Below are 13,109 nucleotides of genomic sequence, written 5' to 3'. Positions count from 1 at the left end.
TGCATAAAAGCTAAAGATAACTCAAAACTTTTTGTTTGAGCATCTAATCGGGCACATACGGCATTATCGCAAATTCCAAACGTTGTCCTTGAATCAGGATAGAAATATGTGCCGGCTATGGGGCCATCCAGCTATCTGCTGTCAAAACAGGGTTGAACTCCATGCTTGTTGTTGTTACTGTCAGCTTGTTCCTTCCATCTGTAGTTTCCGTAACCGAAGGATAGGTAATACCTTTTGACTTAGCAAAATTTTTATATACCGACATATTCGGCGCCTCTGTTACCGAATACGCATTACCCTTCAACGAATAATCGCTGCCGATCAAATACACCAGCTTTTTATCGCCTTTATAAAAAGTGATCATATAATCGCTGCCTGATCTCGCGACAGTTCCTTTTGTAAAATAACCATTCAATTTTTTATGTAACCCAAGAACGCCCTGGTATAAACTTAAGCGCAGCTCTTCCTTATCGCGTTGCAGCAGTGCAGACCTTTTGCCTTTTACCCATTGCCAGCCTGAATCACCTTCCAGTTGTTTAACCATCAGCAATTGACCATGCTGCCTGATCTCAAGCCGTATTTTATTATTTACGATATCAGTAACTGAAACAGCCTCCATATTGCCGCTAATAGTAGCCGTTTCTTTAAGGGTCGTTATGTTATCGATGCTTTCTCCACCATACCGTAACCGTAACTCGTTCATTAATTCAGCGGCAGACGGCAGAGCATCATTTTTTGTTTCCGAAGCAACTGCTTCCTCTGGCTGATGCCCCTCCTTCTCCCTGAAATAGAACTCACCATCTAACAATATCAGATCTTCTTCATTTGGCGGACTGTAAAAGAAACTATGTTTGCTAACGCTGCCATCCTTAAAGGTCAATATTATTTCTCCGTCACCTAACTTATACCTGCCACTGCCTTTACTATTCTTTTCATACTTTCCGGCTGCATCATTAGACCCGATACCAACAATACCTGACCGATTGAAAGAAAAATTCCCTTTCCCATCAAAATGCAAATAGTTTGAAGAAAATACACCCGCAGCCGGCATGCCGGTTCCCATGCCGCCCCGGCTGCTGCCTGATCTTTTTTCATAAGCTGAGGCCGTTAAACTGGTTACCTTCTTTACTTTGTATAAGGTGTGCTTAATACCAGCCATACTTACCAAATTACCATTGGCCGCCAATTGGTAGGTGACAGGTTCCTGGCCGTTCCTGAACGACAGTTTTACCAGTTTGTTCTTAATGACATAAGTACCGGTAACTGTGGTTTTCCAGTCAGCTGTGTTTAGCTGATCATTGAAACTGCCGTCATTTCTGAAGTAAATAACAATGTTATTGATCTGCATGCCATCAAAAGGAGTTGTATATAGTTGCGCACCAATGTATACGTCATTAAGCGTTTGGGCGGTCGCCGGATATGCGAGAGCAATATTAAGGAGAGTAAGTAACTGTTTCATACTTACAACTTTATAAAATCCCTGCCAAAAAACAGTAGAACGGGTTAATTTTTATAAATTTTATTGGAAAAGCTTTAGCCAACGACAATATTAAAAAATTGTACTATCCGTTCCAGTTATCCCCGGCCTCGTAGTCGATTACATGCACGGGTACACTGTCACTTTGAAATCGTCGGTTTGATGGTTAATGGTTGTTCTTCTGCCGGCAAAGGTTTATGACTGCCCCAGGTACTACCCTTCACAGCATAAAATAACAGGAAAGCATATGAGGGGATCATGATCCAATACCCCATCTGCTGATCATAATGATCGCTTAACAAGCCATATAACAATGGCATCACTGCGCCGCCAACCACCCCCATTATTAAAATCGCAGATCCTTGCTTGGTAAACCTGCCAAGGCCTTCCAGGGCTAAAGGCCAGATAGATGGCCATAATAATGCATTGCACAAGCCCAGCGAAGCGATCAGCCAAAGCGAAGGTTTACCAACAATAAAGATCGCCCCTGCTGACAGCATTAACCCGAGGATAGCCGATACCTGCAAAACTTTTTTCTGCGTAATATATCGCGGTATCACAATAGCGCCCGTTATGTAGCTGATCACCATTATCAGCAAGGTATAGGTTGCAAAGAATTTAGCCTCTCTGAAGCTGTATCCATTGAACTGGCTATAGGAAATGATGGAATCAACGGCCAGTACTTCTACCCCTACTGCAAAAAAGATAGCCAACGCTCCGAGGATCAGGTAAGGGAACTGCAGGATACTGGTCCTGGTGTCGGCTGCCGGCGCCCTTTTATTCTCAGCCTCCTGCTCCTTTGCTTCTTTTAATGGTGAATACCTGATCATAATACCCAGGCAACATAAAACAGCGGCCATGATCACATACGGAATTATCAGCCTGGATGCCAGGCTATTTAACAGGCCGGCCTGTTGAATGGAATCCAACCCTGATAATAAAGCTTTCGTTTGATCGATCTCGTCAGGATTTTTTGTAATGGCATGAATAAAGATCAATGGAGCAATAGCTCCCGCCACTTTATTACAAACTCCCATGATACTGATCCGGCGGGCTGCGCTCTCGATAGGACCCATTATCGTCACGTAAGGATTGGCGGCCGTTTGCATAATCGTAAGTCCCGTTGCCTGTACAAACAGCCCCAATAAAAACATAGGATAGCTGCGGACACATGAAGCCGGAATAAAAATGAGTGAACCCGCCGCCATGATCCACAACCCGATCATGATCCCATTCTTAAAGCCTGTTCTTTTCAAGATCATCGAAGAAGGAATGGCCATGACAAAATAACCAAAATAGAAAATGAAAGCCACGAGCATTGACTGTGTATTGTTCAAATTGCAGACGAGCTTGAAGTACGGGATCAATAAGGAGTTTAACCAGTTCACAAACCCGAATATGAAAAACAGCACGCCTATTATCACCATCGCGGCGTAATTATTCATTGGCGTTTTTGTTTGTATCCCTTTCTTCATATCGGTCAATTAGGTTGTATTCATTTTATAAATATCAGTAACCATTTGCTTTAAAGACCTGAGAACACAATCCGTTATTTTTCTACCTTTTTCAGCCGACGCTTTTGTTGGATCACCGTAAATACCATTCGGCGTCATCGTTTTGATCATACGGAAGTAGGAAGCTGCCGAACCATACAGCATATCGCCTTCAGCCCATTCAAATGTTGGCGCGTTGGCACCCGGCTCTATTTTAGCTTTGTCGACCAGCTTTTCAGCGATCAGTAACATTAGTGAAGTTTCGAATTCACATGCATGGCCTGTTCCTCCCCTGCCTGTTTCGGAAACCTGCATTAGAGCCTCTCTTGCCATAGCCCACCATGTTGCTGCAAAAAAATGGGCATGTGCATTCTCAAAACCCAGCTGTTCCATTATTACCGTCATAATTCCCTGATTGCCGCCGTGGCTATTAAATAAGATGATCTTATGAAAGCCATGGTGCAAGACGGCCCTCACCATATTTTTTACAATGGCGAGAAAAGTAGTATGATCCAGGCTCAGTGTTCCGGCAAAATCAATATGGTGATGCGAGCAGCCAACATATATCGAGGGCAGAACAAGTATTTTGTCATTCATTTCAGCATTCAATGAATAAATAAAATGCTCTGCAATCATTCTGTCTGTAGCTAATGGAAGGTGCGGGCCATGCTGTTCTGTGGCCGTTAAAGGCAAAATAACCGGAATGTTCCTGTCTGTCGCTGCTATTTGTGATGATGTCAGTTGATCCCAGATCATACAATTATTTTTTTACTGCCCACATATCAATTTCTATCAAGAGCTTATCTAATAGCCCGCACTGTATAGTGGTGCGAACGGGTTGCGGCCAACCGAAATATCTTTTATATACTTCGTTAAATTGTGGCCAGTCTTTCAGGTCTTTCATGTAAACGTTGACCTTAAAAACATTATTAAGGTCGCACCCGGCAAAACCCAGCTGCTTTCTGCAATTATCAAGGGTAAAAGCCGCCTGTTCGTCAATGGTATCTCCAATAACCTTTCCATCGGTATCGATGGCCGCCTGGCCTGAGATCACGACCATCGTGCCGGGCTGCACGATCAACACGGGTGAATAAGGTCCTGCGGTAGTATGTTGTGAAGCATGTTCGGGCACTCTTATCATGGTATTTTGTTTTTGCGGTTCATGGGCGATGAAATAAGGAATATAACCGGTAAACCCGCTCAGCTTCCACTTGTTCTGCACCTTACGACAGTGATACAATGTTTGCCAGTTCATGGGAACTCGTTCACCATTTGCTTTTTTCAGTGATCCTGCAAATTTCTTATGCGCCAATGCAGTTCTTTCGTGGATCTCGATGAGGTCGAGCTGGGTCGCTTGCAGCACCATTGACTTTGGATCTGCACTCCAGGTCGTTTTTTGAAATGCATTCGCCTGGTTCAACCATTCTGTTTTATAGGCCTCCAGGTTCGGAAAACTCAATTTCCAATTGTCCGGATCGGGTTGAAGTTTTCCATCGATGCCAATAAAACCTTCTTCAATAAAATCGTCTTCAATGACTGACCAATCATTTTTTGTAAAAGCATCGATATCGCGGGTAACAAGCATTTCCCATATGGCAGCTTTATCTGCATCTGTGCTGATAAAAGGATTTCTCATATTTATAATTTATACTCTTTTGTATTGACCTGGTAATGCGCTATCGCTTCCATGTCGGGTTCTATGCCGAGGCCCGGACCTTGCGGCAAGTGAACATAGGGCGGCTCAAACTTCAATGGTGTTCTCAACAGATCATGTTCGCGGATCATTCGCCCGAATATATCGCCGGGCCATACACAGGAGGCAGCAGCAGCGGAACTATGCACGTACATCGCTTCCAGTATACCAAGGTCTATTTCAGAGCCATGCCAGCAGGGCAGTTGAGCGGCTGCAGCAATGTGGTCTAACCGTTGAAAGTCTGCCAAACCGGCGTTGAAATTGAAACCATCTACCGCATCGAGTTGAATCGCTCTTACGGCATCCTGGATACGCTGCCCATGCAGGATATAAGGCAGAGAAACATGCAGCACAATGGGAATTGAACCAATTGATCTGAGGGCAGCAAATTCGGCTAATTTCCATCGGGGAATAGGGTCTTCCAGGCACAGAACATTACCTGTTCTTTGCAGGGCATGCATTCTGCGACGTGCCTCAAAACCAAATTCCCATCTTTCATTCGGATCCAGGATAACCTGCATGCGCGGTGCTTCTGCGGCGATCACTTCGCACCAGGCAACAACATTGTCGTCCAGATCACATTTAAATTTTATACAGTCATATCCGGCTGCCGAAAAGTTTTTTACCAGGTCCCCTACCTCAGCTATCGATCTGTGCCCCGACCACGCGCCAACTTTCACTTTGTCTCTCACCGGGCCTCCCAACAGGTCTACCACCCGCATGTTATGCGCTTTTGCATAGGCATCCCAGATGGCGCATTCAAAGCCATCATATTCCCTGCAAAAAACAAATGGTAATTTCTGTAAAGTAAGACTGCGTAGATCTCTTCCGAGTAGAACGTTAATGATGTCTTCAACGACAGCGGCATTGTGCCCGCGGTAACATTCGCCCCAGCCAATGATACCTGAATCCAGCTCAAGTTTTATTATCAGCTTTGGAAGCTCGTCAAATTGCAGGCTCCATCCCTCCTTTGCTCCTACGGGCAATTTATGCAGTGGTTTGTTGATCTCTTTGCTATTAATAGATCCTTTATGGGCAGGTACGATTACTTCATACCAGGTGATTCGTGAAATTTTCATGGTAATATTAAATAGAGCCAAACAATTTGATCGTATTTCCGCCATCTACGTACAGCGTTTGTCCAGTCACACAACTACTGGCATCGGAAAGCAGGAAGGCGACTGCATTCCCGCAATCATCCGGTTCTATTCTTTTGTGCAGTACCTGTTCTTTTGAGATAAGATCTTCAACCCATTGTTCAGGATCATCTGTAAACTTGCTGATCAGCGCATAGTTTTGCTGTGCGTGAACATACCCCGGCGCCACTGCATTTACCCGGATATCATACTTACCCAGTTCTACTGCCATTCCCCTGGTAAAGCCTTCCACTGCGGATTTGGCACTTGCGTATAAAGCATAGCCGGAAATGGTAGCATGTGCATGGACCGACGAAATATTTACAATATTTCCCTTACTGCCATTCTTCAGCAGCTGATTCACAAAGAACTTCGACATCAACCACACGCCTTTCATATCCACATCGTACAACTCCCCAAATTCCTGCTCTGTTGCTTCATGAGCTGGTTTATTCAGCCCAACGCCTGCATTATTGACCAAACCATGGAGTACCCGCACTTTTTTGCTGAGCTGCTGAAACATTGCTTCTACTTCAGAAGGCTTACTAACGTCGGCAACAATAGTGAGGGCTTCCGGAAATTTCTTGCCGGCCATTGCTGCGTTAGTACCATCCCGCTCGTTGATGATCACCGTAGCCCCATTTGATAAAAGCACTCTGCAAATGCCTTCGCCCACACCGAAACCGCCGCCACCTGTAACCAGTATATTCTTTCCTGCAAGGTTCATACGTTATACTATTATTATAAAATGCCATAGGTGTAAAATGCTTCCCTGGCGCTCATTCCCTCCACTATCTTACTGTATACCATTTTTTCTCCTCTTGCTTTCTTAATAGCCAGGCGAAACACTTCCTCTACAGCATTGGCCGGCACAATACAAACGCCATCGATATCACCTATGACAATATCGCCTGGGGCAACAACCACATCTCCGAGTTTTATTGGCACTCTGAAATCCACCACCTTTCCCCTCGGCGCCTGGTCCTGTGCATAACGGCCAAATGAAAAAGTGGGAAAATCCATGGCTATAATTCCCTTTGTATCCCTTGAATATCCATTTACCACCGCGCCATTCGCGCCTAATTTTTTTGCCCGGGCCGACATCAGTTCACCCCATAGTGCGTACGAAGGAGACGCCCCACTGCAGATATATACTTCATTTTTTTTCAGGTCATCCAGCGCATCCAGCATCAATCCGAATGACTGTTTAAGAACGGGATTATTTCCCTGCTGAAGCTTGTCTTCAATGACATCAGCTTCCAAAACCGTCATGGCCCGGCCAATTACATACATATTTTTTTCCAGTGGTTGCACCTGCGGTGGCAAAAACTGGTGCAGCAATCCGATCTGGTCCATAATATCACCGATCACCGCCGTATATAACTCTCTTCGGGCTATCTGAAATAATTCATTATCATCCTTCCATAAGGCTTTCGATATAACCAAATTGCTATTGTTCTTTTCCATTTGTGATTTTTAAGAAGTACTGACAATTAAATTTAACAGGGAACACACTGCTCACCGCCTGCTGGTTTTGCTGTTTGACCATGCCGTTCTTAAAGAGTCGAAGTTTGCTTTGAGGTCTTTAAAAGTGTGCGTCTCCTTGTCCCTCCTTACCACTTCATACATGAACGGCCCTGAATACCCGATATCAGCAAGGGCGTCAATAACTTTGTTCCAGTCAACGGCCCCTCTGCCCGGCATCCAGTGTTTCTGCACTTTACCATCAAAATCGGCGATGTGCACCGTCCTGATCCTTTTTCCTACTTTCCTGACGAATTCCTCCGGCTTTTCGGGGTAGAGATGGTTGGAATCAAAACAAACGCCTACGCCTTCAATGCCATCCAGAATAACGAGCATTTCATTTGATGATCTTCCCAGAAAATTAGGCGGAAGGCATTCCATTGCCAGGGCTATACCTTTCCCTTTTGTATACGCGGCAAGCTCCTGCAAAGATTCGCGGCAGTTAATGATGCGCTGTGCCCGAGTGCTTTCTTCCAAAGGTTCAGACGGATGCAAAACAATTTGCTTTGCCCTCATCTCAATGGCCAGATCGATATATTCCTTAACTAAAGCCACTGTGTTTTTTCGCGCTGCGGCATCGGGATTTGATATGTCGAAATTCTTTCCATAAGGCACATGGGTAGACCAGATAGTTATACCCTCAGCCGAGGCTTGCGCGAACACGCTTTTTGCGTAATCCATCCTGTCGGCGAATGTGCTTCCTTCGAGGTTGTGATCCTTCCAACCGATCTCGATAAAATGAATTCCGCTTTCCCTGACTTCCTTTATTACTTCCGGCTTCAAAACTGGTATTAATGAAGTTGATGAACCAAGCTTCCAGTTCTCAGGATGAACTTTGGCACCGGCACTCTTTGTAGCATTGGCTGTGCCGCAGCCTGCTATAACAGGTAACAGAGAAAGGACAAATACAGCATGGCACAACGGCTTGCTCAGGACGGCAGCAAACTTTATTTTCCTCATGTTTATGTGATGTATTATTTAAAATTTTCACGCATTAATATAACGAATTTTGTGTTAGTTCCGGGTTCAGATCTCTTTCTGCTTGTGGAATTGGCCACCAATAATCTCTTGCCGGATTGAAAGTCCTTTTTTGTATCACGTTATTTTCAGAGTCGTATATGGTTGCATTCATCACATGTTCAGCGGTCTTCCATCTTCTGATATCATTATAATAAAATCCCTCGCCGGCAAATTCTATCCTTCGTTCTTTCCTGATCGCTTCACGCATTTCCGCCTTACTTAGTCCGGCTGGCAGATCTGGCATCTGCGCACGGGCACGTACACGGTTTACCGCATCATAAACAGACTGATCAGGCCCCACGGCCTCGTTTCGCGCTTCTGCATACATTAACAGGATGTCGGCATAACGGATCACTACGTAGTTTGTCGGCGACTGCAGCCCACCAATCAGATTGGTGGTGGGTTCCTTGTCATAAACAGTGTATTTTTTAAGCGCATAACCGGTTTGTGTAAATGGAGCAAGGTGCGTGACCAGGTTCCCCATAAAAGTATCTCCGGGAAATACGATGGTCTGATAGAATCGCGGATCCCGGTTCTTGTAGATGTCGTTAGGATCAAATAAAGGTGATTTATCTGCCGGCAGGCCATCTGCCATATCATACGATGTTACCAGGTCCTGCAAAGGCGCGTTCGTATTGAACTGCCTGCCTATGAGGTCGAAGGAATTGCCGGTAAGCTCTGGTGCTTTGAATTGCACATCGAAAACTACTTCCGGATTATTTTCATTTGCAGGGAAAAGGAGCTGCCTGTAATTGGGGAACAGATCGTATTTAGCTGATGGAGCAAGATCCATAACAGCTTTTGCTGCATTGACAGCTGCTGTATGTTTATTAATGTCGTTCGTGGTATTTATCAATGGACTTGCTTCAAATAATAGTATGCGGGCTTTTAAGCCGAGCGCTGCGCCTTTTGTCGCTCTCCCCTTATCGGCAGCCGGATAAGTAACAGGTAAAACGGAAGCAGCCTCGTCTATGTCTTTCAAGATCTGGGTTACCACTTCTTCTCTTGAATTTCTTGGTAAACTTCCATGTGCCCTGGGATCGGGTGGATCCAGTATTAAGGGAACGCCTCCATAATAAGTTTCCAGAACAGTATAGTAAAGCGCTCTGAGGAATTTGGCTTCCGCAATCATCCGGTTCCTCAGATTGTCGTTCATAGAGATCTCTGTAATTTTGCTTATCAATGTATTGCAGCGGCCAATTCCCCTGTAAGCATCGTTCCAGCGATGATAGATAATTAAAGAATTAACTGCCGTGTGCGTTCCTGAAGCAATTGCATTGAAACCCATCTCGTCAATGTAATTATAGGCATTGGGTGTAACGGTTTCTTCCCACAAAGGGGTAGCATCTCCGCCGAAGATCCCGTTTTCAGTCATCACCGCATAACAGCCGCTGAGTGCAGCAACAGCATTCCTTTCGGAGACCCAGAACGTTTCTTCTGTATATCGGTCGGTGGGTGTTGTTTCTAACGCTTTTTTAGAACAGGAACATAACAACGACACGAAGCAAAGTATATATAAGCTTTTCATCTTGTCTTTTTTAAATTGTTTCACCTAAAAAGTTGCATTTAATCCAAAACTGACCGTTTTTACCGATGGATACTCATAGAAAGTGTCTAAAGTGACATTCTTCTCGGGATCAAACTTTTCGAATTGGGAAAATGTCAATAGGTTTTCACCACTAACAAAAAATGTAAGGCCCGTCAATGCTGCCTTTGAAATCAATCGTGCGGGCATCTCGTATTTCAACTGAATATTTTTCAATCTCAGGTACGACGCATCCTCGAGCCAGAAAGTAGACGGCTGAAAGTTTTCAGTCGCGAGCGTTGTCGTGAGAATCGGCAGCCGCGCACCCGGGTTCGACGGCGTCCAGCTGTCCGTTACCCATTCTTTCGTTACTCCGGCGCCGTTATTGAAAGGGTATGCAAGGTTCAAAGTGGGATAAAGATGTATGCCCGAAACGCCCTGGAAAAAGGTATTCAGGCTAAATCTTTTATAACCCACGTTTATGGTAAAGCTGTAATTTGATGTGGGAATGGAGCTGCCTGTAATGATCCTGTCATCACCATTTATTCTGCCATCATTGTTCTGATCTTTGTATCTTATATAACCTGGCCTGACTGCATTACTGATTTTTGCACTGTTGTCAATTTCACGCTGATCCTGATAAATTCCTTCGGCCTCGTATAAATAGTATGCGTCTAACGGATAGCCTTCTGCCGAGATCCGTCTTGTGCCGATGATCTTTTCCCCGTTAAAATCCACCACTTTATTTTTTACGAACCCGTATTCCGCTGCCAGTTCAATATCGAAATCGCCGTACCGGTTACGATGGCTTAAGCTTATGTCGACGCCCGTATTGTCAACGGTGCCTACATTTCTTGTGGGGCCCGCCAAACCGCCTACCTGGGACGGAAGACTAACGGGCCGCAGAATGTTCGACGTTCTCTTTCTGAAAACATCTACCGACAGGTTGATCCTGTTAGACCATACGGCGATGTCTAACCCGGCGTCATAGGTATGGGTGGTTTCCCAGGTGATCTCCGGTTCATTGTACTTCGTGACAGCGGCGCCGGTAGAGATGCTGTTATTGAAGGAATAGTCATTGCCCAGGTTTACCGAATTCAGGTAACTATACAAGGCAACTGCCTGGTTTCCCAGCTTACCGTATGAAGCTCTTAGTTTTAACAGGTTGATGAAATTCAGGTTCGCACCCGAAAAAAACGCTTCTTTGTCTATACGCCATCCACCGGATAGTCCATAAAACAATCCCCATTTCTTTCCCTGTTTAAATCGTGAAGATCCATCGTACCGAAGCGTAGCATCTAATAAATACTTTTCTCTGAATGAATACTCCACCCGGGAGAAATAAGATTGCAAAATGTCTTCAACGGTTCTTCCGCTTACCTGGGGGTTTATTGAGCCGGCAGATATATCTGTTAATGAGTTGTCCAGGAAGCCATGGATCTGCGAAGAAAACATACTTGAGTCGAATCTTGAATAGCTGCTTCCCACCATAGCGCTGAAACGGCTTTTGTTATCAGAGGTCGTTTCCCAGCCAAGCGTATGAAAAGCAGAAAAATTCAGATTATCAATTAGATTCCTGAACGCGTATGGATTATTATTTACAATATTCGGCGCGTTTGTGAGTGCATGGTATGAGATCATGTGAGGAAAGAACTGATTCCTGGAAGCAATAGCATTGTTAACCCCTATATTAAAATTGTAATTGAGATCAAACGGCAGCTTTATATCTGCATATATCTTGGTGAAGATGGCCTTTACAGTTGTGGTGTAAGTTCCTTCCTTCAACATCATATAAGGATTTGCTGAAATGTTTTGCCCGGTATTTAACAGTGTGTGCGACGCGTACCGGCCGTCTTCCAGGTAGGCTCCAAATACCGGGAGGCTGCGCATCCACCTGTTCGTAAAATACGATGTTCCACCAGACGGTTCATTGAATTTTCTGTGGTTGTATTTGATAGTGCCTCCGATCTTTATGCGCGAAGTAATATTAGCGGAAACGTTAAGGTCTATAGAGTAGCGGTTAGCATGGTTTGCTGCCACGAAAATACCGTCCTGGTCCATGAAACCAAGCGACAGGCTGTACACCATTTTTTCCGATCCGCCGGAAAAACGAAGATTATGTTGTTGCAGATATCCCTTTTTTGTAACCTCTTCAAGCCAGTCAATAGCAGGATATGCAATGGGATTGGTCGTCATCCCTGCCTTATATTCATTGATCTGCGCTGCAGAAAATAGTATGGCTCTGCCTTCGTTCAACGATGCCTGGTTTTTCAACTCCATGTATTGAATGGGGTCCCAGACAGCATCTGGCAAATAGGTTACATTTTGAATGCCGTGTGAAAAACCGTAATTCACCTGCGTCTTCCCAGCCTTGCCCGCTTTCGTGGTTACCAAAATAACCCCGTTGGCAGCCCTCGATCCATATATGGCAGCCGAAGCATCTTTTAAAACGCTGATACTTTCAATGGTAGCAGGGTTAATTTCATTCATATCGAATTCTACGCCATCTACCAATACCAGCGGATTACTATTATTTGTAGTACCAACACCCCTGATCTTTATGGCAGCTTCATCCTGCCCTGGTTTACCGCCGGTTTGATTCACCCACAATCCACTTACCCCCTGAAGCGCCTGACTGGCATTTGTGATTGGCCGGTTCTCCCGTTGTCTCATGTCAACGGAACTGACAGCACCTGTTAAATTCACGCGTTTTTGTTTTCCGTATCCAATGACCACAATGTTATCTAAGGACTTAACCTCCCGCTCCAACACTATATCAATGGTCGTTCTTCCATTAACACTGATCTCCTGACTTACAAATCCCATACTGGAAAAGATGAGAACAGCTTTTGAATTCGGTACCTGGATGGAATACTTTCCGTCAGGTCCTGTTGCTGCCGTCGTTTGCTGACCTTTCAGTGTGACACTAACACCCGTCACAGCAGCTCCGCCGTTGTCCTTTACAGTTCCGGTAACTGTTGCCTGACCATTGGCACATACAGTTGCCAGCAGGATAACGATCAGGGGAAAAAAGGTCCTGAAGACGAAGTCATTTTTTTTACAACTACGGGATGCGCTTTCGGCATCATCCGGCAGATTTCCGGTCTTCCACAAGCCGGAAAGATGCTGGATCTGGAATAAATATTTCTTTCCCATTTCGCTCAGTTTGTTTGGTTACCTGACAATTAAAAGAAGGAGCATGTACATTTGTTGAAGTAAAGTTGAAGAAATGGACGAGCAA

At 44.8% G+C, this 13,109-nt stretch carries 10 protein-coding genes; all 10 read right to left on the bottom strand.

All coding sequences use genetic code 11. The features are described from left to right. Window positions 1-115: 115 nt before the first annotated feature. The 10 genes from JUB15_RS24490 to JUB15_RS24445 all read right to left on the bottom strand — a co-directional run bounded on the left by JUB15_RS24490 (window position 116) and on the right by JUB15_RS24445 (window position 13,024). Complete coding sequence (locus JUB15_RS24490) at window positions 116-1,459, bottom strand: hypothetical protein (RefSeq protein ID WP_207515293.1); 1,344 nt, start codon at window positions 1,457-1,459, stop codon at window positions 116-118. Window positions 1,460-1,617: 158 nt separating this feature from the next. Beyond that, entirely contained in the window at window positions 1,618-2,952 is a 1,335-nt protein-coding gene (locus tag JUB15_RS24485) for a sugar MFS transporter (RefSeq protein WP_207515292.1), read from the bottom strand. A gap of 9 nt (window positions 2,953-2,961) precedes the next feature. Beyond that, window positions 2,962-3,726 carry a creatininase family protein gene (locus JUB15_RS24480; RefSeq protein WP_207515291.1) on the bottom strand — a complete coding sequence of 255 codons (765 nt, stop codon included), beginning with the start codon at window positions 3,724-3,726 and terminating at the stop codon, window positions 2,962-2,964. A 4-nt stretch (window positions 3,727-3,730) separates the two neighbouring features. Next, entirely contained in the window at window positions 3,731-4,606 is an 876-nt protein-coding gene (locus JUB15_RS24475) for a RidA family protein (protein WP_207515290.1), read from the bottom strand. Window positions 4,607-4,608: 2 nt separating this feature from the next. Further along, window positions 4,609-5,742 carry a mandelate racemase/muconate lactonizing enzyme family protein gene (locus tag JUB15_RS24470; RefSeq protein WP_207515289.1) on the bottom strand — a complete coding sequence of 378 codons (1,134 nt, stop codon included), beginning with the start codon at window positions 5,740-5,742 and terminating at the stop codon, window positions 4,609-4,611. Window positions 5,743-5,749: 7 nt separating this feature from the next. Continuing rightward, window positions 5,750-6,526, bottom strand: a complete 777-nt coding sequence (locus JUB15_RS24465; RefSeq protein WP_207515288.1) for an SDR family NAD(P)-dependent oxidoreductase — start codon at window positions 6,524-6,526, stop codon at window positions 5,750-5,752. Between the two features lie 14 nt (window positions 6,527-6,540). Beyond that, complete coding sequence (locus tag JUB15_RS24460; protein ID WP_207515287.1) at window positions 6,541-7,266, bottom strand: RraA family protein; 726 nt, start codon at window positions 7,264-7,266, stop codon at window positions 6,541-6,543. A gap of 51 nt (window positions 7,267-7,317) precedes the next feature. Beyond that, window positions 7,318-8,283 carry a sugar phosphate isomerase/epimerase family protein gene (locus JUB15_RS24455; protein WP_207515286.1) on the bottom strand — a complete coding sequence of 322 codons (966 nt, stop codon included), beginning with the start codon at window positions 8,281-8,283 and terminating at the stop codon, window positions 7,318-7,320. Window positions 8,284-8,317: 34 nt separating this feature from the next. Beyond that, window positions 8,318-9,871: a RagB/SusD family nutrient uptake outer membrane protein gene (locus JUB15_RS24450; protein ID WP_207515285.1), complete on the bottom strand. Its 1,554-nt coding sequence runs from the start codon at window positions 9,869-9,871 to the stop codon at window positions 8,318-8,320. Window positions 9,872-9,895: 24 nt separating this feature from the next. Continuing rightward, window positions 9,896-13,024, bottom strand: coding sequence for a SusC/RagA family TonB-linked outer membrane protein (locus JUB15_RS24445; protein WP_207515284.1), 3,129 nt, complete (start codon window positions 13,022-13,024; stop codon window positions 9,896-9,898). Window positions 13,025-13,109 lie beyond the last annotated feature (85 nt).

It is taken from the genome of Longitalea luteola (assembly GCF_017356035.1).
Lineage (GTDB): Bacteria > Bacteroidota > Bacteroidia > Chitinophagales > Chitinophagaceae > Niastella > Niastella luteola.
The sequence above is the reverse complement of the archived record's forward strand: the minus strand, read 5'-3'. Positions and strand labels throughout refer to the sequence as shown.